Below are 20,821 nucleotides of genomic sequence, written 5' to 3'. Positions count from 1 at the left end.
GAATTATGCGATTTTATCCACAATTATTGTCTTACGCTCACTTTGCCCAAATGGGAATTACCGGAGTAATCACTAAACCTTTTGAACCTACGACTATTTCCGAGCAAATAGCTCATATTCTTGGGTGGGAAGACTAATTATTAAGTTTTGTCAATAATTTTGATTCTTTATTAGTTCTTTACTTTTCTAATTTATCTTTTTTATTTAAAGATAAATAGTTTCTACTATCACAAGAAAGAGAATATGAACACTTGTCAAGTTGAACGATTTGAAGAACCAATAAAATTTACTTTGTTGCCATTCCATACTAGCGCTCTAGGGCAAATTAAAGATAATAGGTTTGGTGTTTCAGTTTTGCATCCACAAAGGGCAAAAAAAGCCTGAAAATAAGTATTTAATCGGAATTTTTTCTTAAATAATTAAATCGAATTTTTTGTCTATGGCCTTCAATCACTCTTTCGGTGCATCATTTCAGCCAAAGCACAAATTTAAGTTAACAAAAACGAATTTTAACAAAAATCGTAGAAAGGTGACGACCTGCGACCGACCGGAGGTCATTGCCGAAAAAACAGTATCTGCAAATAAAATATCAGTAGCAGACTTGAGGGCTTTTGATCCAATCACTGGTAACACAATGATCCTAGTAAATGAAAAGGATGTTACCAAAGAACAAACCGCTGTGTTAGAACGCCAACGTGCGGAGGACGAGTTGCGCTCAAGTGAACAACGCTATCGTTCAGTAATTGCAGCAATGGCGGAAGGCATTGTCCTACAGCAAGCTGATGGTAGCATTACTGCGTGTAACGAGAGTGCAGAAAGAATTTTAGGGTTAACAACTGATCAAATGATGGGACGCACTTCTACTGATGGGCGATGGCGAGCTATTCATGAAGATGGTTCTCCTTTTCCTGGCGAAACTCATCCTGCAATTGTCACCTTACAAACTGGACAACCGCAATTTAATGTTATCATGGGAGTTCACAAACCTGATGGCAACTTGACCTGGATTTCGATTAACTCCCAACCATTATTTCAACCAGATGAATTAATACCGTATGCGGTAGTAACATCATTTACAGATATCACAGACCGCAAACTAGCTCAACAAGCACTACGAAAGCAGTTGGAACAGGAACGGATGGTGTATACAATCGCTCAACGCATCCGTCAAACATTAGATTTGGACAAAATTTTAAATACAACTGTTGCTGAAGTCAGGGAATTTCTGCAAACCGATCGCGTCATCATCTACCGCTTTAATCCTGATTGCAGTGGTGTAGTTGTTACTGAGTCTGTGGCATCCGGTTGGCAATCGCTCCTAAATATGGAAATTACAGACAATTATTTTGTAGAAACCCAAGGACAGTTTTATCAACAGGGTGCAAAAGCTATTTCCGACATCTACACCGCCGGACTTACCCCAAGTCATTTAGAATTACTCCAACAATTGCAAGTCAGAGCCAAGCTAGTTGTAACAATTTTACAAGGTAATAAGCTTTGGGGTCTGTTAGTTGTTCATCATTGCCGCGCAGAGCGTGAATGGCAACCTTGGGAGAGCGAACTGCTGCAACAACTTGCAACACAATTAGCGATTGCTATCCAGCAATCAGAACTTTATCAGCAATTACAGCTTGCCAACCAAAAATTGCAAAATTTAGCGATGGTAGATCAATTAACCCAGATTGCCAATCGCCGATGTTTTGATAGCAAGCTTGATTATGTATGGCGACATTTCTTACGCGAACAAGGTTGTGTCTCACTACTGTTATGCGACATCGATTATTTCAAACGCTATAACGATACTTATGGTCACGCTGCCGGAGATGATTGTTTGCGACTTGTTGCCCAAGCTTTTCAACAAACTGTCAAACGCTCTACGGATTTAGCCGCTCGTTATGGCGGAGAAGAATTTGCAGTTATCTTACCAAATACTGATAGTGAAGGCGCCACGCAGGTTGCCCAAGAAATTCATCAAGCCATTCAACATTTGAGTATTCCCCACAATGCATCAGATGTAAAACCTTATGTCACATTGAGCATAGGGATTACCACCCTCATTCCTACATCTACTATGGTTCCATTGAATTTGATTGAAGCAGCAGACCAAGCTCTTTACCAAGCCAAAGCACAGGGACGTAATCGTTCGTTTGTTAGTAAAATCCCCATCTCAATAGAAGATTGAGCATTTTTTTACTAGTACTTTAGATTTATTAATTTATTTTATTTCAATTTATTACAATCTTTCTGTTCTTTATCAGTTCTTTATTTTCCTTCTATACATTGAAGACGTTGGAGTTTAAGCCAATCTACCAAATTTATTAGCAATTAAGTAAGTTGCCGAACAAGGATAAGTTATGAAGTATAAAAATTTAGAAAAAGCTAAAGCAATAATAGCAGATAATGAAGGCAACAATCAACTCTGCCTTACTTTTGCACTTGAGCAAGAAGGTTGGGAAGTGAGTCAAGTACAAGAAGGTCAAGAAACAATAGAAAAAGTTTTGGAATGGCGACCAGATTTATTGATTTTAGATTACCATATGCTAGAATTAACAAAAGTCGATATTTCTCAGCTTCTCCCGTTACATGGGATTAAACCAGCAGTTTTATTAATTTCCTCAGACAGCGACTTAGAGAAAATAGCCTCTTGTTTTGCTATTGCTTATTATCTCTACAAACCATTTGACATTGCAGAATTTCTGAAAACGATTAATTCTGCTTACGAAAATTATTTAAATTGGCGTAGATATAGCCAAGCTGTCTGTCAGTGAAACCATAATATTGCCGTTTCGGCTAGCAATAGCTTCCAATTGACTTTGGCGAAGTTATACTTCTATTTTTTCAGCACGTAATTACGTTCTTTTTTTAAGATTTTATGGTCAATTATGTAACTGGAACGATTACTTGACAGAAAAAGACACTATATCCTTCCAATCATGTTCCGGACAAATTATGCTTTCAAGGCTTAAATTTAAGCTGGGTAAAATTTTCACAAAATAGTAATTTAGTTCTAAACTTTTTTATCAGGTTTAAAGAGTGCTTTCTTTAAGGATTCACGTATCGCTTTATGCTTCCATTTTTAGTCAAAAGACAAATTATGGTTCCTTATTAGGAATTATTCGCAAATTTCTAACGTAGCAATAAGGGTTTAAAACACTGAATTCTAGCTTATGTTTTCAGACCCTGGCAAGTTTTGGGTCTGGTCATATTATTTTATAACACACAAGGATAAGCTATGAAGTATAAAAATTTAGAAAAACCTAAAGCAATAATAGCAGATGATGAAGGCAACAATCGCCTCTGTCTTACTTTTCTACTTGAGCAAGAAGGTTGGGAAGTGAACCAAGCACAAGATGGTATAGAAGCAATAGAAAAAGTTTTGAAATGGCAACCAGATTTATTAATTTTAGATTACCAAATGCCAAAATTAACAGGAGTCGAAGTTTATGAGCATCTCCAATTATATGAGATTAAACCAGCAGTTGTATTGATTTCCGCAAACAGTGAGTTAAAGAAAATTGCCTATCGTTTGGGTATTGCTTATTATCTCCACAAACCATTTGACATTGCGGAATTTATGAAAACCATTAATTCTGCTTACAAAAATTATTTAAATCAGAGGTTACTAGAGCGCCAGTCCAGTAATATATATTGACGGAAGCGTAAATTTATGCGTCGAGGTAAAACGCTTATTTTCCGATTAAATTATTTATCCTTCGCATCATACCAAGGCGCCTAAATGCTCGATTAAAGCAACACGCATAATTAGATTTTTCTGTCAACCACTTCTACTGGACTGGCGCTCTAGCTTCTGAAGATATCACACTCAAAATTTAAAAATTTAACCCATAATGATGTCAAGTCTAGATAAGAACAAAAACGTAAATAGGCGCTTTTTAGTCCCCATTTTTAAGGGGGTTAGGGCGATCAATTTTCAATTTTGACTTGCCAAGTTTGTAAAGTTGTACCAAGAAACTGGTCTAAATTAGTTAAAGCGTTAAGATATTGAATTGTAGCATCAAGTTCTGTGTTTCTTGCTTGAGCGAGTTCGTTTTGCAATCTAATCAGCTGAAAAACTCCAGATCCTCTACCTAGTTTTAATTTTTCCTGTTCAATTTCAAGTTGCTGTTGCGATAATTGAGTTGCTCGTCTAGCAAGTTCTAGTTGATTATAACTTAAATTGGCGTTTCGTACTCGGTCTTGTAAGTCTATCTCTAATTTTGTTTGTATATTCTTTAATGTGTTTTCTGACTTTCGTAACTCAACTTGCGCGCGCTTAAATGTTTGTTCTAAACTTAAATCTCCAAAGGTATGACCTAAACTTAAACCTAGTCTAGCATCTACAGCTTGATTTAAATTATTTAGCAAAGTAGCATCTAAATTTAAATTCCAACGTTTACCATCTTCTGCTAACATTAAATTTAATTTATTTTGGTCTAAACTAAATTGTGCTTGTAAATATTCAGGTCGAGTAGAAAGCGCAATATTTCTCAGTTTCTCAATATCTAAAGCTACTGGTTTGACTGAAGGAATGGTTTCGGCTTCAATATTTGTGTTTTTGTCAATATCTAAAATTGCTAATAATGCTAATCTTTTTGATTCTAAATCGTTTTGAGCAGATAATAAAGATACTTGACGGTTAGCTATATCAGTTTGATTTTGAATAATCTCTACAGGCGCCAGTCTACCTGCTTGAATCAACGCTTGGTTAATTTCGAGAGAATCTTGGGCATTTTTTAGTGATAACTGTTCAATATTGACTCGTTCTTGGGCGCGGATTAATTCTCGATAGGCAATAATAGCTTCTGTAATAGTATTATTCAAAGTAGACTTTAAATTTTCTATATTAAATTTTTCGCTAATGCGTGCCAAGTCTATAGAAGCTTGATTAATTCGTGTCCCAGCATTCTTCAATAATGGTTGGCTTAATCTAAGTTCCATATTTTGCCGTAAGCTACTATCATTGATGCTTCCAATGTTATTTAGATTGGAGTTTAAGTTAGAAGTTTGAGCATCTGCTGTCCAATTAAAAGTCACTTCTGCACCCGTAGGAATTCTCATCACAACTTTGGCGCCAAGATTAGTAGTTAACGAACCTGAAGTAATTCCATTTCTACCTAGTTCATTCAAATTGACTGATACTGTAGGAGTAAAATCTGGCACAAATTTATCTTCTGCAACAGCTAAATCACCTTTCTGAGCAATTCTATCTAAATAAGCATTCTTAATACTTGTATTATTCTCAATCACTAAATACACAACATTTGCCAAAGCAAGTTTAAGCTGTGGTTTTTTTGGTACCGATGTTTCTATAGGTTGAACTGTAGGTTTAATCGGTACAGTTTCAAAAGTACGTGGAAACTGATTATTCGCTCCGGCGCCTGTCGAAAATCCAACCCCAAAAAGTATAATAACAACTTGCACAAATCCAATTTGAATTAAATACTGCATAAATTCATCCGTTACATCCGTTGTATCCGTTGCCACTAACCTTCACGCAAAGCTTTAACAGGGTCAAGTTGCGACGCGCGTACAGCAGGAAAATAGCAAGCTCCAACACCTACTAATAAAGCAGCACCTAAAGATAAAACTGCTGTTTGAACTTCTAATTGATAAGGAAAACTAAATATTTGAGTAACGACTATAGTCACACAATTAACTGATATAATAGCTAACGTTCCCCCAACTAAACTTAAAAGCGCAGCTTCGAGAATAAATTGCAGTAAAATCTCAGATTTAGTGGCGCCAAGTGCCCTGCGTAAACCAATTTCAGCAGTGCGTTCAATAACCGAAGCAATGGTAATATTAGTAATTCCAACACCTCCAATTAATAGAGCAATAATTCCCACAACATTCAGTCCGCGCGAAGCTAACTCAAAAGATTGTTTTTGCATTAGAATATCTTCTATATTGCTATACCCATATACTTCGGCGCCAGGAAAGCGTGACTTTAATAATTTTTCAGCATCTTCTTTCAATTGATTCATATCTTCCTCTTTGCGAGGACGTATCCAAATAGATTGAAAATCTTGACTTCCTGTTAATGCACTATATGTGGACATTGGCATAACTAATTGACCTTTTGGTTCTTCACCAAAGCTTTGTTTCGTTTCTATAATTCCAATAACTTGATAAGGTCTATTTGAGCTAAAAATTGATTTGCCTAAAGGTTCTTCTTTTTTAAAAAGCTTATCGGAGAGAAATTTATCAATTACTACAACGGGTCGATAATTTTCCAAATCTGCTGCATTAAAATATCTCCCTTTAATTAATCTTCTACCTGTAGCTGGTAAATAATCTTGAGTTACAGCCAGCATCATTGGTTTACCTTCTTCACCTTGATAAATTACTGACTCAGAAAAACCGACATAGTTAGAAGCACTAATTAACTGATAATTCTTCAAGCGTCGGCGCAAAAACTCTAAATCTTCTAATTTTGGTTCCCTACCTTCTCTTGAAAAAACACTAAGACTAACTTGAGGTGCGTCTCGTTTGGAAAGTTGCTGCTTAATTAACGCGCGACTAATATCTCCAACTTGAAGTGTGGCATTTACTGCTGCTACACCCATAAATACGCCTAAACTAGTCAATGCAGAGCGCACCCAATTTCCTGTTAATGATTTACAGGTAACAATAATTAAGTCTTGAGGTGAAAGAGACATAAAATTATATAAATTTAAAAAATACTATAATTTTTCTGGTGTTGGTTGTGGTGCATCTGGTGGCGCCTCTTTAACTGCTTTTCCTGGCTCTAAGGTTGTGTCGGCGCCAGGGAGGATAATTTTGTCACCAGCTTTTAAACCAGATTTGATTTCAACCTTGGTAGTAGCTTCGAGTCCAAGAGTGACTTTTTGCTTCTGTGCTTTGCCTTGGTTATCGCGTATCCAAACAAACGGCTCACCTTCATCACGTTGCACAGCTTCTAAATTTACAGCAACAACATTTTTTCGTTGCTCAACAATAATTTCGACACTAACTTGACTACCAGGTATTAAAGTACGAGTTGGTTTATCGAGTAGTACAGTTGCTGGAACTTTTGCTTGGCTTGATGAACCACCACCTAGAGAAGTCCCACTTCCACCTTCTCCACTAATTGCTTGGGGTTCTACATCTTGGACTTTACCCGTATATTCTTGAGAGTTAGGTCCAATAACTTTTATCTTTGCTAATTGGCCAACCTTGACCTTAGCTGCATCAAGCGTTCCAATTTGTAAATTTACGAGTTCTTGTGAGGGGTTGCCTAAAGTAATTAAAATATCACCTGACTTAATACCGTCACCATTTTTAGCTTTGACATTAAGTATTTTTCCTGTAATAGGCGCCGTAACAAAATTATTTTGAACTTGCGTCTCTAAATTTTTGCGGTCGAGTGCTAACTTTTGGAGTTCGCTAATTTGAGTTTCAACATCTGACTCAGCATTCCTAACTTCTGCACGCGCGCTTAAAAGTTTTTCTTGAAGCTCAGTCTGTCGTTTATTTTCAATTTTCAAACGTTGAAATTCCAAGGTTTTAGAATTTAAGTCTGACTGAGCGTCTTTCAATGCTGTTTGTGCCTCTAATACCTTTGTTTGAGGTTCTGTGGCGCGTTTAGCCTCTAAAATTTGACGTTGAAGGTCAATAGTTTTAGTGCGAACATCAAACTCCGCATCTCTTACAGTAACTTGTGCATCGCGAACAGATGCTTGTTGTCTTACCAAGTCATCACCAGGGATAAACCCTTTTTTTGATAAAACTTCCAAATTTTGAAGTTCTCTTCGTGCAGCAGCGAGCTTTTCTTTAACTTCTATTATTTTCTCACGACCGCGCGCTAAATCTAACTCTGCCTTCTGAATATCAAATACTTGTTTCGCTGGAGATAGCGCTTCTTCCTTTGCAGTCGCAAGCTTTTGTCTTGCTTCGATAATTTTTTCGCGACTGCGTGTAAGTTCTAACTCTGCCTTACGAATATCAAACTCTTGTTTAATAGGTTGTCTGAGTTCTTGTTGTACTACCGCTAGCTTATCCTTGGCTTCTGTAACTTTTTCTTGACTGCGCGCGAGAGTTTGCTTTTGTTTACGAATAGCCAAATCTTGATTTGCAACAGTACTTTGCTGCTCTTTGTTACGGAGAACTAATAACCGTTGTCCAGCTTGGACTGTATCCCCGACTTTGACTAACACTTTATCTACCGTAACCTCCCCTGGAGACTTCAAGTCTCGTTGTCCTCCGAGTTGCATAGCACCACTTTCATTAATTGTAATTTCGATGTTTTCTCGGTCTGCGGTCATTATAGGTAAAGCGACAGCATTTGATGATTTACCGGAATTTAAAATGTAAAACCACCATGCACCACCACCTAGCAAAGCTAAAAGTCCTGAACCTAAGAGTAGTTTCAGTCCGGTTTTTAGCCTCTTTTTACTTTTGACAATCTGTGTTGAAGTCATACATGGGCTATACAATAGGTTATTTAGATTTTTCGTATTTATGTAATTTTTCGTAATAATCTTAGATTAGTTGTATTTCCTCTGTGCCCTAATAGCCTCTGTGGTGATAAAGAAAAAATTTTACCACAGAGACCACGAGAGAACACAGAGAGGGAGAGATTTTGCTAATTGACTTCAAAAAGCACAACCCTAGCGAGTTACTTTTACCTCGTCCCCCTATTCTCTCTACTTACCCCGCACGCTGGGATGAGTTTGTGTTTGAGCATCATTGTCAACCACCAGGAGACAATGATGAAGTTAGTATTATTAACGGACATGCAGTACTAATTTTTACACATATAAACAAGCGAGTTCATGCCGAACGTAAGCTGGATGGTAAATTACGCGATGACCCCGTTCAAGAAGGGGATGTAATAATTATTCCTCAAGGAGTTGGGCATGGAGTACGCGCGTATGATGAAGCTGAATTTTTTGCTTTGGTAATGGCGCCAACCTATTTTAAATCTGAATTAGTACCTCATTTTGCTAGAAGAGACGCATTGTTACACCAAATAGCGTTAGCAATGAAAACCGTATTAACAAATGAGTTGACAGGAAGTCGGTTGTATGCTGAAACAATGGTAAATGCTGTTGCAGTTCATTTAATGCAGCATTACGCAACCAAAAAGCCTATTATACAAAACTACCAAAGTGGTTTATCACCAAGTCAGCTAAAGTTAGTAATCGAGTATATAAACGAGCATCTAGACCAGAATTTAAGTTTAAACGAACTCAGCGCACTCACACAAACAAGCCCACATTACTTCTCACAGCTTTTCAAACAAGCAACAGGTGTACCACCACATAAATATGTAATTACCTGTCGAGTCACCCGCGCGAAAGAACTATTGCAAAAAGGTGAGTCTATATCTCAAGTTGCTCAACAAGTAGGTTTTGCAAACCAAAGCCATTTGAACTTACACTTTGTACGACAGTTTGGCGCCACACCCAAACAAATATTAAAAAATCGGTAGAACTTACAAAAAATCGGAAAAACTTAGAAGACCCATAATAACTAAAACCTTATATTAAAAATTAAATCCTCCTCTTCTTTGTGACCTTTGTGTCTTTGTGGTTCATTTAAGTAAAACCGCAAAGGACGCTAAGAACGCAAAGGAAAGAAAGAGTATTACTTAAATTACTACCATGAACCAAGAAAAATCATTACCATCAGAAATATTTTATTCGTTATTTTCGCTAGTCAAACCTCGTAAAGTTCAAAATGCTAACTCAGAATGGCAATCACATGTATTACCCCACAGTCCTATCCAAGAACTGGCGCCAAATCTCTGGCACGTTACAGGTATTTTACCAGCTAGCGGACACCCACCAAGGGAAATGATACTTTATAAACTACCCGATTCTACACTATTAATTCATAGCGGCATTGTATTAGATGAAGCAACCATGATACAACTAGAATCATTAGGTACACCCAAAATAATGATAGTACCTAATCGCATTCATCGACTCGACGCGCGCGTATTCAAACAGCGTTATCCTGAATTAATAGTAGTTGCTCCCGCTGCTGCCATACCTTATGTTGAGCAAGTTGTTCCAGTAGATGCAACCGCAGAAGAATTTTTACCTCAATACGGTATAGTTTGCCATCAACCAACTGGCATTCGTCCCCAAGAATTAACATATGAATTACAACTACCAACAGGGAAAGCATTAATTTTTACCGATATTTTATTTAATTTAACTGAGTCTTATTTAGATAAATATACCCCTACAACCAAATTACCATTGAATATACTAGGCGCCTATGGATTCTTCGGCATTACCAAATTAGGAAAAATGTTTTACATGACAGATAGAAATGCCTATCGCCAGTGGCTAGAATCTTTAGCAAATAATATTACTGACTTACAAGTAATCTCAGTTGCACACGGTGAGCCAATAGTAACCAATTGTACCCAAAAATTACATGAAGCAGCCGCAAGATTAAACACCCACAAATAAAAATCTCCTCTTGTGGAGCAGCCTGGAAGGCTGCCCATGTATCTAAATTTAATACTTAAGTCTTTTTAATACCTAGACCAAGCTGAATTATCAAGGGTGTTAGGAATAGACTCTCGCTTACTAATATTGTAACTTGACCCTCTCTAAATCCCTTCTCTGTGTTAAAAGCGTCTAGAGTGGTAAAGATAATTACGTCATTGCACAGGCGAGACACCTGTGTTACAACTGGGTACAACAGAGCGTGCGGTTGCTGTAGTAACAGGCGCCATCAACACCCAATGTTCCTAAAATATTAGAAGCTTGACCACTTGTAAGGCGCATTAATGTATTTACCACTCCCGATAGATTGGCAAAATAAACTCGTTGCCCATTATCAATATTGAATTGTGTAAATCTGACGACAAGACGAACTAGAAACAACTTATGCAGCAAATATGAGGCTGGTTATCGATAGTGCGCTCTGCGCGACTTTAATTTATCTTTGACGTTTACATCTCTGACCTAGAATCAATCTTTAATGGCAAGCATCAAATTTGGGCATCAAGTGGGAAAATTGAACAAACTGTTAATTTCAATAAAGTTGTGACTAATGAGAAAAAGCTAAAATCGAGTGAATTTGGACGAATACTTGAGCCACTTCTAAAAGCTGCCGAGCAAAACTATTTAAGTAAATTACAAGATAATGCATTTGTTGCAGCAAGACAAGAAGAAGCTCAACAAAAAATTGCCAAGAAGGAGGAAGTTGGATTTTTACCTAATGATGAGCAACGACTACTGTTTGGCTCTGCTGAAAGCTGGGCAAGGGAGAAGCAAGGTGTTCGTTTGAATGAAGGAAATTGGGTTCAAATTGGTAATCCTTCAAACCCTGCTGAATTAAAAGTGCATATGAACCAAAACACAACCTATCCACGTCTATTAAGGAGTTTGCAGCGACTACAACGACAAACAGGTCTTAGCGATGCAGAGGTTTGTTCACTTTTGAGCAGTAAAGACAGCAGTTCTCTGGCAAGCAAGCTAATTGAGCTAAAAAACAAAGTAGCGCTTGATAAACGTGATCTTCTTGATGTCCGAGAAACACGCAAGTTGTTAATGGGAACTGCAACACTAACTCAAGCGATAGAACCGATTCGTAGACCAGGTGTTGCAACTGCTCATGCTCTAGCGTTTACATTTGTTGAGCAAGGCGATGGTAATTTGAAAGATATTATGGGTCGTAGTGGTAAATGGGCGCCGATGACACCAGTAGGTGCAAGTAGCAAGCAAGATAATCTAAAAACGAGAACCGCAGAAGTTTATAGACACAGACGAATTGGCAATATCTTTGCCCATCTTTTAGCACAAACTCTTCATACTGACATTTTTGTTAAGCAAAGCAGTTATAATCTCAAACGGTTAGCTGATGCTGTACGAGCTTGGAAGACTGAGAAATTTACTGTTGAAGAAAATACAGAGGCGTTGAAGAGTTTTGAAGCAATCCTTATATCTGAGGTCGAGTTGTTATTACAGAGCTATCATGATAGATAACGGCAGGAGGATTATTTATATGGATCGCCATTACTTGATTACTCGAAGTAGTCCCGACGACGATCAGTTTATAGACCAATTAGAAGATGTACTTGACCGCTTAGAGTCAGAAAATCTAGTTTTTTTCTACTCTGAAAGTAAGCAGATCAACGACTACATTCAAATTCAGGTATGGGTGGAAGCCAGAGAACGGGGTATGGTACGTTTAGTGGATGATTATACTGTACCTGCGAGATATTTAATTTTTGGCAGTCCTAGAGCAGAAGACGCAAATAAAATCATGGGTCATATACAAGCTAATCTTCCTATTATTTCGTTGGCTGAACTCCAAGAAATTGCTCAAAAAAATATGGCTCGTGACCCAAAATCTCTTATCTTACTTGCTTTAGGTACTGGAGAAACGTTCTCACGTACTACATATGAAATTTTGCAAAGTGGACTTAGACATTCTGATCCAGAAGTTCGTTTCGCAGCAGTTAGAAGCGTTGGTTTAACGCAATGGTCAGAATTTATTCCTGAATTAAAGCAATTCAGTGCGACAGAAACCGTTCAAGATATTCAAGAATTAATTTTGAAGGCTATAGAAGCTTGTATGTCAAAAACTGTAGCTGCGAGTACTTTATAGAACCCTACACTAATTTTCGACTCAGAGATGAAATGTATTAATACAAATTGGCGCGTAAGGATTTAAGCGCCATAAAAATCAAATAATAATCTACGTATGATTTAAGTAGGTTATTTTACAAACTACTCACTATTGGTACAACTATTTAATTACCATTAGTGATGACTTGCTGACATTTAGTTAAAAAATTCTCGACCTCAGAATGTTGAGGAAATAACTGTTTAACTAACTGGAATTTTTGCAAGGCTTGTATGTAATGACCTTGGCTATAAAGTTGTAATCCTTTGCGATATTCCTGGTTAACTAGTCCTTGTTTGTTGGTAATGTTCGCAGAGTCTAGAAATTCTTGAATTGTATCGCTAGTAAAAATAAAGGTAAAATTATCGTCGGGACCAAAGGTTACTAAACCGATAACTTCGCCTTGCTCATTGAGAACGGGACCGCCGGAATTTCCTTTAGGTACAGGAGCGGTAATTTGTATAACAGGTGTGCCGTCTTTTAGATTTTTCTTGGCAGAAACTTGACCGCTAGTAAAGCTAGCTTCATAAAACGATTTTTCGCTAAATAAGGGTAAATCTTCCACTAACCCTGGATACCCTACTACCGTTACTGAGTCTAAAAGTTTCACCTGGTTAGATTCTGCAAGTTTGAGGGTAGGGGCATTGATAAGATTAACTTTGATAATGGAAACATCCTTACCTTCACCCGCAACGGCGCCTGAATTAATTATCTCAAAAGGTAGCTGTTCTTGATTTGGTAAGTATACCAACTGAATTGGTTTGGTTTCAATCCACTTTAATTCTGCTTCGACATTTTCTAGTGTTTGTCCGTCAGCTTCCAGTTTTGCTGCTAAATCTTTCTGAAAAATTTGCTGACAATCATCTGTATCGGTAACATGGGCATTGGTGGCAATATAACCGTTAGGGTTAACAAAAAAGCCAGAACCGTGACCTGTTATTGTTTCTAAATCATAGATTTTGCCATTTATTGGTGAATAAACTTTGGCTTTACAACCAACAACAACTCGAACTACCGATGGTTTAACATCTTCTGCGACTAAGTTGGCTTGTGATAGTTTTTTCGGTTGATTCAAATTTATTTCTAAAGGTTGCTGGGAAATATTAGTTGTTTGAGATTTGGCTGGTGAGATAGGTAATGTAGCGGAAAGTAAAGCAGAGATAATTACGAGAGATTTGAATTGATTCTGTATTTTGGGCAGCATGATATTATTTCCTTAATATTCTATGTATTCGTCAAATGGTCTTTTAGCTTGATTTCAAATTGGTGAAGCGATTAAATTTATTCGGTTGCCTTGATTGAGAATCTTGAACTCAAGGAATAATGTAGAAACGCAATATATTCTCATGCTTAAGAACTATTTTGAGTGCGTTTCTACAAAAATTACTACTCAAGTTATTTATTTGATGATTATGGCATCAACCGGAAGGAGTTAAAAAACTTTCTAGTATCACTAAGTTGAGAATTTTCCTTGCCTCCAACTAAGAGCATATACATCCGTTGGTTAACAATAAAAACTCTACCCGTCAAAGTCATTCCCTCTTTTTCATCCCACAGTTTAATTTCTCTACCTGGATACCCACCTAAAGTAATATTTTGCTGACTTAATAATTTTTTATCATCTTCTAACAATCCTTGTACCGCAGAGTCCAATAATTTGCTTGAGGAAACCTGAGTCAAATCAGTTTTAAAGTCAGCATAGCTAACCATGAACACATTTTGTTCATGAATACTCATATACATTTTTGTGGACTTAACACCCGAATGCATCTCACCTTTATCTGGCGCCATCTCCGAAATTTCTTCACTTGGCATGAGAATAGAGAATTTACCTTCATCTGGAGAAAATATCTTCCATTCTGGTGCTGCTGCGACCTGATTTGATGTGGGCAATTGGGTTATGTTTATATTTTGGCTACTTCTGGCATCAACTTTGGAACTATTGAATGTTGCTGCTGATACCAAAACCAAAGCTGCTAGAAGTAATGTGTTGAATTTGCTGATTGTTCGTAACATAAGATTGTTGCTTGAACTCGACAATCCTAGTATCCTTAGCTGTATCTGAGTTATACCCAAAGAAAATCGTGCGATTATCGACTTTTATTTAGTATCTATAATAACTTCCTAAAAATTCTGAAAATATTGGTAATATAGCTTGCAACGTATTATCACTTCGTCATTTAAAAGATTTACTAAACCCAGAGCTATTAATTTATACCTGACTGCATCGCTGAATTTTCCTGGTTTGTTAGTATTTATAATTTCTTTCATCGCTGCGCCTAATTCCTGTTGCTCTGTCAAAATTAAGCTAAGATGACGCAAATGATTGCTGAAAATCCCTGATGGGGTGGATGCTGTTTCCAGAAAACGAGATAAGGTTATCTCACCACAAGCTATTTTATACAAAGCCAGACGCACTAAATAAGGATGTCCGCCAATCATGTCTCTCAATTGCTCAACTTCTGTATTACTCCATTCCAGTTGGTGACGCTGGGCTAAATCTAGGATTTGTGCGGGGGTAAATTCTGGTAATTCTATGGGTAAACCAACGTTAAAGGGGGATTGGTTGATATCCATTGGTACATACGCTTCGGTGGAATGTACTATCACTAAACGGAGTTTTTTCCAGATTTCTTGTTGTCTTCCCTCTTGATGGAGAGAACGCAATAGTCCAAAAAAATCTTTGTAAATACCTGGATACTCAAATAATCTATCTACTTCTTCCAGTGCTAGGGTGAGGGGTTGATTGATTTTGGGAAGTAGATATCGCTCTAGATAATATTTGACAGCCAGTTTACTACCAATGCGGGGAGCCAATTTCCAATGCTCGTCTAATTTTTCAAATAGTTCGGTGGCTAATTCGAGGTTCTCTTTAGTCAATTCTAGGATGATGCGATCGCAAACCCAGCGTAAAAATGTACTCAAATCGCTGAAAAATTCCTTTTCCCCTAGCTCGAAGTTCATAATTACCGTCGCATCACCTTGATTTTTCGCTTGTTGAATAATCCGCGCTAGCAGGGAAGATTTACCCATTTTTTGGGGAGCTTTAATACAAATTAGTGCAGCAGGTTTGCTAATTTCTTCAAAACATTGCTGTTCTACGGGGGGACGCTCAACGTAAAAACGGGAGTTTAGTGCTAGTTGTTCTCCGTCTGGATATTCTAGAGCGCTCATAGGTAATGGGGTGAATAAGGTGGGAATTTTTTCTTGTTTCTCTGATTCCTCTACTTCTTGTAATTCTTCTAAATCCTCATAGTCGCTATTGTCTGTTGTATCTGCTAGCTTTCTGTAGGGGATACCAACACTTCGCCAATCTTCTATACCCAAAGCTGCACAAATCTGGATAAATTTTTTACGGTCAACAGGTTGCATACTGAAAAACTTACTGACCGTACTTTGAACCATTGATTCTTTGTACTCATCATATATGTACTCAGCTAATTCTGTCTGACTACCGTATTGCCCGTCGAAACGTTGTAAAACCTTTTGTTGGCATTCTTCATCGCGTAGTACTACTGAGCGTGTTGAGCGAGGCATGGCAGATGGTGACAATAGCTACGTAATTTAGCTTAAAGGAAAAGGCTTTTTGTTGTAAAGTCAATAACAAGTCGATGATAAGTCAATCGGTACTCGATATTCTCTTGGCTTAACTCAGGTGGTATGGCTGTTTAATAAAAACTCACTCTATTTTTATTCTTTGGACGAATAAATTATGACAGGAGATTATGAGTACAAGCTTGGTGGTGGTTTACCAGAAAATGACCCCAGTTATGTATTTAGGAAAGCTGACACGGAATTTTATCAGTGGTTGAAGGCGGGGGAGTTTTGTTTTGTTTTTAACTCCCGACAAATGGGTAAAACCAGTTTGCTGAATCGGACAATGAAGCGATTGCAAACAGAAGGGTTTGCTTGTGCAAAGATTGATTTAACCGAAATTGGTAGTGATGAAGGCAGTCTGGAAAGCAACCTCGACAAATGGTATACGGGTATTGCTTACGTCTTGGTGAATCAACTACAAGTTTTATCTCCGCCCGAAGAATTATTTATTTGGTGGGATGAACGCATCCAATTATCTCCCGTGCAGCGATTTGGCTTATTCATAGAGCAGCTAATGCTACCAAAAGTCAAGAGTAATATCATTATTTTTATTGATGAAATCGATAGTATTCTCAGTTTAAAATTTCGCTCAAATGATTTTTTTGCGTTGATTAGAAGTTGTTATGAAAAGCGCAGTTTAAATGCAGAGTATAACCGCTTAACTTTTGCTTTGCTTGGGGTTGCCACTCCTAGCGATTTAATTGAGGATAAAAGACGAACGCCGTTTAATATTGGTCGCGCAATTCAACTCAATGGTTTTAAGGAAGATGAAGTCAAACCATTGGCGAAAGGATTGAGGGGGAAGGTAAGCAATATTCAAGAAGTAATGAAAGGGGTTTTAGGTTGGACGGGTGGACAACCTTTTTTGACTCAAAAAGTTTGTATGCTTCTGCTGCAAGAATTATCTACATATTCCAAACGCTATACCCCAGAAACTAGCGCTTTAGAGTGGGTAATGAAAGTAGTCAGAGAAAAAATAATTAATAATTGGGAATCATTAGATAATCCACAACATTTAAAAACAATCCAGCAAAGGGTTGTATTTGATGATAGATTTGCTGGTGGTTTATTGGGTTTATATCAACAAATTTTAAAGTACGGCATAATTGCCATTGATGAAAGTCCAGAACAAATCCAATTACGTTTAAGTGGATTGGTAGTAGAGGAAAATCATCAGTTAAAAGTTTATAATTTGATTTATCAGTTTGTTTTTAATTTAGAGTGGGTAGGTAAAGAATTAGAAAAACTCCGAACATATTCTGAAAGTTTTAACGCTTGGATAGAGAGTAATTATCAAGATGAGTCGCGTTTATTGCGAGGGAAGGCTTTAGAAGAAGCACTTAATTGGGCTGAGGGTAAAAGATTAAGTAACGATGATTATAAGTTTTTAGATGCTAGTCGGGAATTAGAGAAAAAGTCAATACAGCGTAAGTTGAAAGCGCAAGAAGAAGCTAATGAATTTTTACTCGAAGCTAGACAGCAAGCGGAAATAGCTTTAGAAGAAGAGAAACAAGCTAGTCAGCGTTTATTGGCAGCACGACAGGAAGAGGAAAAAGTTAATCAACGTTTATTAGAAGCACAAAGAAATACCGAAATTATTTTAGAGGAAGAGAGGATAAATAATCAGCGTTTGCTAGAATCGCAAAAGAATACCGAAGTTATTTTAGAAGAAGAGAGGAAAGCAAATCAGCGTTTGACGGATGTGGAGAGAAAAATAAAGCGACAGATTCGCATTGGTGGAGGTATTTTAGCCTTATTTGTTGTTGGGGCAATAATAGCAGCAATTGGGGCGATCAGTGCAAACATAGAACGAAAACAAGCCCAAATTGTCACAGATTTAGAGCGCTCATCGGCTGGTTTATTACGCTTGCGTGGAAATGTGGGATTGGATAATTTAGTTGAGGCAATGAGGTCTGTAAAGCAATTAAAACAGTTAGTTAAAAATGGCAATCAGCTAAAAGATTACCCAACTGTTAGCCCCATATTAGCCTTGCACAATACTTTAGACAATAACCGCGAAATAAATCAATTAAAAGATGACAGTCTAAATAGGCAAGTATTTGGTAAGCAAGTATTTAGCCCTGATAGCAAAATCGTTGTGAGTCTTTCATTTGACGGTACTACCAAGTTACTGAACTTGCAAACAGGGACAATTATCACTCTCAAACATAACGAAAAGGTCAACAATGTAGCATTTAGCCCCGATGGTAAAACTGTTGCTACTGCTTCGGATGACAATACTGCTAAGTTGTGGAATCTACAAGGTGGAGAAATAGCTACTCTCAAACATGACTTGTCTGTCCGAGATGTAGCATTTAGCCCCGATGGTAAAACTGTTGCTACTGCTTCATGGGATACCAAGTTGTGGAACCTCCAAGGAGAGAAAATAGCTACTCTTAAAATTGACAGCCCAGTCGAAAATGTAGTATTTAGTCCTGATGGTAAAACTCTTGCCAGTAGTGTATACGGTGCTGTTAGATTGTGGAATCTACAGAGTGGGGAAGTTACTACTCTCAAATATAACGGTGTGATAAACTGCGTATTTAGTCCTGATGGTAAGACTGTTGCCACTACCTCAGTTGCCACTACCTCATCGGTTCAGACTACAATGCTTGTCAAACTTTGGAACCTACAAGGAAAGGAAATTGCCACTCTCAAGCATGGTAGTGCAGTTGAGAAGGTAGTATTTAGCCCCAATAGTCAAACTGTTGCTACTGCTTCAAATGACAAGACTGCTAAATTGTGGAATCTCCAGGGTGCGGAAATCGCCACTCTCAAACATAATCATTACGTCACGAAAATAGTATTTAGCCCTGACAGTCAAACTATTGCTACTGGTTCATGGGGTGGTACTGCAAAGCTATGGAATCTGCAAGGTGGGTTAATTGCCACTCTCAAGCATAATGATGTGAAGCCTTTCAATGATTACAATACGTGCAACGATGTAGCATTCAGCCCTGATGGTAAAACTGTTGCCACTGCTTTTTCATACGACAACACAGCCAAATTATGGAATCTGCAAGGTGAGTTAATTGCTACTCTCAAGCATAATGATGCGGTTCAAAACGCAGTATTTAGCCCTGACGGGAAAACGGTTACTACTGCTTCACAGGATGGTACTGTCAGGTTATGGAAACTAAGTACAGAAATTCCTACCCTTCAACATAATGATTATGTCAGTAGTGTAAAATTTAGTCCTGACGGTAAGACTGTTGCCACTGCTTCATGGGATGGTACTGCCAAGCTGTGGAACCAGCAAAATGGTGAAATTACCACTCTCGAACATAATCGTCGTGTTCTATGGCTAGTGTTTAGTGCCGATGGTAAGACAATTGCCACTGCTTCATTGGATGGTACTGCCAAGCTATGGAACCTGCAAGGACGGGAAATTGCTACCTTCAAACATAATGGTGATATTAGGGATATAGTACTTAGCCCCGACGGTAAGACTATTGCTACTTTTTCATATGATGCTGCCAAGTTATGGAACCTGCAAGGACAGGAAATTCTTACTCTCAAATATAATAGTGGAGGAGAGGAGCTTGTATTTAGCCATGATGGTAAGACTATTGTAACTTTTTCGCATGAAAATACAGCCAAGCTATGGAACCTTCAAGGACAGGAAATTGCTACCCTCAAACATAACAAAAAGGTCAATAATGTAGTATTTAGTCCTGACGATAAAATAATTGCTACTGCTTCATGGGATGGTACTGCCAAGTTATGGAACCTGCAAGGACGGGAAATTGCTACCCTCAAACATAATGGTGATGTCAGCAATGTAGTATTTAGCCCCGATGGTAAGACAATTGCCACTGCTTCATGGGATGGTAGTGCCAAGTTGTGGAACCTTCAAGGAAGGGAAATTGTTACTCTCAAATATGGTGGTGAGCGCAACTACGTAAGATTTAGTCCTGATGGTAAGACTGTTGTTACTCATTCGCAGGATAACACAGCCAAGCTATGGAATCTTCAAGGTAAGGAGATTGCTGCTTTCAAACATGATGATTGGGTGATGAGTGCAGTATTTAGCCCTGACAGTAAGACTATTCGCACCACTTCACGAGATGAAATTGTGCGTCTATGGACTGAGGTAAAAGATGGTTCTTGGCAGCAATTTGCTGAATATCAAGGTAGGGGTGCAGCATTTAGCCCGGATAGTAAGTTAATTGCCATTGTAGTAGATTCTAATTTTGTGCAGTTACGTTGGGTTCAAAGTTTAGATAGCTCACTAGCGCGAGGTTGCAACCATTTAAAAAAATACCTCGCTTCCCGTCCTGATTTGCGAAAAGAAATTTGCCCTGACAATAAATAGCCACACTACGCATTTGTAATGTTGGGAAAAATGAAATTATCCTACTCATTAATCCGCATATTTATCTGGCTCAATTCCTCGCGCACAACTCGCCGTAAAATTTCCTCGCTCATGTTCCCGACGCTGTTGCACGTATTCACGCAAGGCATTATTTATCAAAGTCTGATAGTTTCCACCACCAGCAAGATGAACTTGTTCGCGAAACCACGTCAGAATATCATCATCTAAACGAATTGTAATCCTTGTTTTGCCTTCAATTGTAGGCTCAATAGCTCCGCGCTTACCTTGACTAAAATCATACTCAGTATCCATGATTTA

At 37.9% G+C, this 20,821-nt stretch carries 17 protein-coding genes and 1 pseudogene; 10 read left to right on the top strand and 8 right to left on the bottom strand.

Annotated elements, in window-relative coordinates; all coding sequences use genetic code 11:
- The first annotated feature begins 5 nt into the window (after positions 1–5).
- The 5 genes from DSM106972_RS54735 (at position 6) to DSM106972_RS03270 (ending at position 3,652) form a co-directional block, all read left to right on the top strand.
- The gene (locus DSM106972_RS54735) at positions 6–137 is read left to right on the top strand and encodes a response regulator (RefSeq protein WP_267901047.1); all 132 of its coding nucleotides are present in this window, start codon (positions 6–8) and stop codon (positions 135–137) included.
- A gap of 106 nt (positions 138–243) precedes the next feature.
- Entirely contained in the window at positions 244–384 is a 141-nt protein-coding gene (locus DSM106972_RS51130) for a hypothetical protein (RefSeq protein ID WP_158632756.1), read from the top strand.
- Between the two features lie 145 nt (positions 385–529).
- Complete coding sequence (locus DSM106972_RS03280) at positions 530–2,182, top strand: sensor domain-containing diguanylate cyclase (protein WP_201800666.1); 1,653 nt, start codon at positions 530–532, stop codon at positions 2,180–2,182.
- Positions 2,183–2,354: 172 nt separating this feature from the next.
- The gene (locus DSM106972_RS03275) at positions 2,355–2,768 is read left to right on the top strand and encodes a response regulator (RefSeq protein ID WP_127078762.1); all 414 of its coding nucleotides are present in this window, start codon (positions 2,355–2,357) and stop codon (positions 2,766–2,768) included.
- A gap of 464 nt (positions 2,769–3,232) precedes the next feature.
- Positions 3,233–3,652, top strand: coding sequence for a response regulator (locus DSM106972_RS03270; RefSeq protein ID WP_127078760.1), 420 nt, complete (start codon positions 3,233–3,235; stop codon positions 3,650–3,652).
- A gap of 272 nt (positions 3,653–3,924) precedes the next feature.
- Here DSM106972_RS03270 and DSM106972_RS03265 read toward each other — a convergent pair whose 3' ends face one another.
- Genes DSM106972_RS03265 through DSM106972_RS03255 form a run of 3 tightly spaced genes read right to left on the bottom strand, consistent with a single transcriptional unit; the run spans position 3,925 to position 8,420 of the window.
- On the bottom strand, positions 3,925–5,484 hold the full coding sequence (locus tag DSM106972_RS03265) for a TolC family protein (RefSeq protein ID WP_233787773.1): 1,560 nt from the start codon (positions 5,482–5,484) through the stop codon (positions 3,925–3,927).
- Positions 5,484–6,659: an ABC transporter permease gene (locus DSM106972_RS03260; protein ID WP_127078758.1), complete on the bottom strand. Its 1,176-nt coding sequence runs from the start codon at positions 6,657–6,659 to the stop codon at positions 5,484–5,486. The genes DSM106972_RS03265 and DSM106972_RS03260 overlap by 1 nt, the downstream gene beginning before the upstream one ends.
- 24 nt (positions 6,660–6,683) lie before the next feature.
- On the bottom strand, positions 6,684–8,420 hold the full coding sequence (locus DSM106972_RS03255) for an efflux RND transporter periplasmic adaptor subunit (RefSeq protein WP_127078756.1): 1,737 nt from the start codon (positions 8,418–8,420) through the stop codon (positions 6,684–6,686).
- A 161-nt stretch (positions 8,421–8,581) separates the two neighbouring features.
- Between DSM106972_RS03255 and DSM106972_RS03250 the strand changes: the two genes are divergently transcribed.
- Positions 8,582–9,433 carry a helix-turn-helix domain-containing protein gene (locus DSM106972_RS03250; RefSeq protein ID WP_127078754.1) on the top strand — a complete coding sequence of 284 codons (852 nt, stop codon included), beginning with the start codon at positions 8,582–8,584 and terminating at the stop codon, positions 9,431–9,433.
- 172 nt (positions 9,434–9,605) lie between these two features.
- A complete protein-coding gene (locus DSM106972_RS03245; RefSeq protein WP_127078752.1) occupies positions 9,606–10,424 on the top strand; it encodes a hypothetical protein in 819 nt (272 codons plus the stop codon).
- A 261-nt stretch (positions 10,425–10,685) separates the two neighbouring features.
- Here the strand turns inward: DSM106972_RS03245 and DSM106972_RS55640 are convergent.
- Positions 10,686–10,817 (bottom strand): annotated as a pseudogene (locus tag DSM106972_RS55640) (two-partner secretion domain-containing protein); the annotation flags it as partial.
- 189 nt (positions 10,818–11,006) lie between these two features.
- On the opposite strand from DSM106972_RS55640, the gene DSM106972_RS03235 reads away from it, so the two are divergent.
- Both DSM106972_RS03235 and DSM106972_RS03230 read left to right on the top strand, forming a co-directional pair.
- Positions 11,007–11,948: a hypothetical protein gene (locus tag DSM106972_RS03235; RefSeq protein ID WP_127078748.1), complete on the top strand. Its 942-nt coding sequence runs from the start codon at positions 11,007–11,009 to the stop codon at positions 11,946–11,948.
- Between the two features lie 19 nt (positions 11,949–11,967).
- Positions 11,968–12,573, top strand: a complete 606-nt coding sequence (locus DSM106972_RS03230; protein WP_127078746.1) for a HEAT repeat domain-containing protein — start codon at positions 11,968–11,970, stop codon at positions 12,571–12,573.
- Positions 12,574–12,718: 145 nt separating this feature from the next.
- On the opposite strand, the gene DSM106972_RS03225 is transcribed toward DSM106972_RS03230, so the two are convergent.
- From DSM106972_RS03225 to DSM106972_RS03215, 3 genes are all read right to left on the bottom strand, one after another.
- Complete coding sequence (locus DSM106972_RS03225; RefSeq protein ID WP_127078744.1) at positions 12,719–13,795, bottom strand: S1C family serine protease; 1,077 nt, start codon at positions 13,793–13,795, stop codon at positions 12,719–12,721.
- Between the two features lie 206 nt (positions 13,796–14,001).
- Positions 14,002–14,607 (bottom strand): hypothetical protein, encoded by a 606-nt coding sequence (locus DSM106972_RS03220; RefSeq protein ID WP_127078743.1) that lies wholly within the window; start codon positions 14,605–14,607, stop codon positions 14,002–14,004.
- Between the two features lie 108 nt (positions 14,608–14,715).
- On the bottom strand, positions 14,716–16,128 hold the full coding sequence (locus DSM106972_RS03215; RefSeq protein WP_127078741.1) for an AAA-like domain-containing protein: 1,413 nt from the start codon (positions 16,126–16,128) through the stop codon (positions 14,716–14,718).
- A gap of 175 nt (positions 16,129–16,303) precedes the next feature.
- Between DSM106972_RS03215 and DSM106972_RS03210 the strand changes: the two genes are divergently transcribed.
- Entirely contained in the window at positions 16,304–20,503 is a 4,200-nt protein-coding gene (locus tag DSM106972_RS03210) for an AAA-like domain-containing protein (RefSeq protein ID WP_127078739.1), read from the top strand.
- Positions 20,504–20,551: 48 nt separating this feature from the next.
- On the opposite strand, the gene DSM106972_RS03205 is transcribed toward DSM106972_RS03210, so the two are convergent.
- Positions 20,552–20,815, bottom strand: coding sequence for a BrnA antitoxin family protein (locus DSM106972_RS03205; protein ID WP_233787774.1), 264 nt, complete (start codon positions 20,813–20,815; stop codon positions 20,552–20,554).
- Positions 20,816–20,821: the final 6 nt, after the last annotated feature.

This window comes from Dulcicalothrix desertica PCC 7102, assembly GCF_003991905.1.
GTDB lineage: Bacteria > Cyanobacteriota > Cyanobacteriia > Cyanobacteriales > Nostocaceae > Dulcicalothrix > Dulcicalothrix desertica.
This window is presented reverse-complemented; position numbering and strand designations above follow the sequence as displayed.

Excerpts from the sequence above, each read along its gene's own strand:
- DSM106972_RS03245 (WP_127078752.1), top strand. The coding sequence starts at position 9,606 with ATGAACCAAGAAAAATCATTACCATCAGAAATATTTTATTCGTTATTT.
- DSM106972_RS03270 (WP_127078760.1), top strand. The coding sequence starts at position 3,233 with ATGAAGTATAAAAATTTAGAAAAACCTAAAGCAATAATAGCAGATGAT.
- DSM106972_RS03225 (WP_127078744.1), bottom strand. The coding sequence starts at position 13,795 with ATGCTGCCCAAAATACAGAATCAATTCAAATCTCTCGTAATTATCTCT.
- DSM106972_RS03260 (WP_127078758.1), bottom strand. The coding sequence starts at position 6,659 with ATGTCTCTTTCACCTCAAGACTTAATTATTGTTACCTGTAAATCATTA.
- DSM106972_RS03210 (WP_127078739.1), top strand. The coding sequence starts at position 16,304 with ATGACAGGAGATTATGAGTACAAGCTTGGTGGTGGTTTACCAGAAAAT.
- DSM106972_RS03275 (WP_127078762.1), top strand. The coding sequence starts at position 2,355 with ATGAAGTATAAAAATTTAGAAAAAGCTAAAGCAATAATAGCAGATAAT.
- DSM106972_RS03255 (WP_127078756.1), bottom strand. The coding sequence starts at position 8,420 with ATGACTTCAACACAGATTGTCAAAAGTAAAAAGAGGCTAAAAACCGGA.
- DSM106972_RS03205 (WP_233787774.1), bottom strand. The coding sequence starts at position 20,815 with ATGGATACTGAGTATGATTTTAGTCAAGGTAAGCGCGGAGCTATTGAG.
- DSM106972_RS03215 (WP_127078741.1), bottom strand. The coding sequence starts at position 16,128 with ATGCCTCGCTCAACACGCTCAGTAGTACTACGCGATGAAGAATGCCAA.
- DSM106972_RS03220 (WP_127078743.1), bottom strand. The coding sequence starts at position 14,607 with ATGTTACGAACAATCAGCAAATTCAACACATTACTTCTAGCAGCTTTG.
- DSM106972_RS03230 (WP_127078746.1), top strand. The coding sequence starts at position 11,968 with ATGGATCGCCATTACTTGATTACTCGAAGTAGTCCCGACGACGATCAG.
- DSM106972_RS51130 (WP_158632756.1), top strand. The coding sequence starts at position 244 with ATGAACACTTGTCAAGTTGAACGATTTGAAGAACCAATAAAATTTACT.
- DSM106972_RS54735 (WP_267901047.1), top strand. The coding sequence starts at position 6 with ATGCGATTTTATCCACAATTATTGTCTTACGCTCACTTTGCCCAAATG.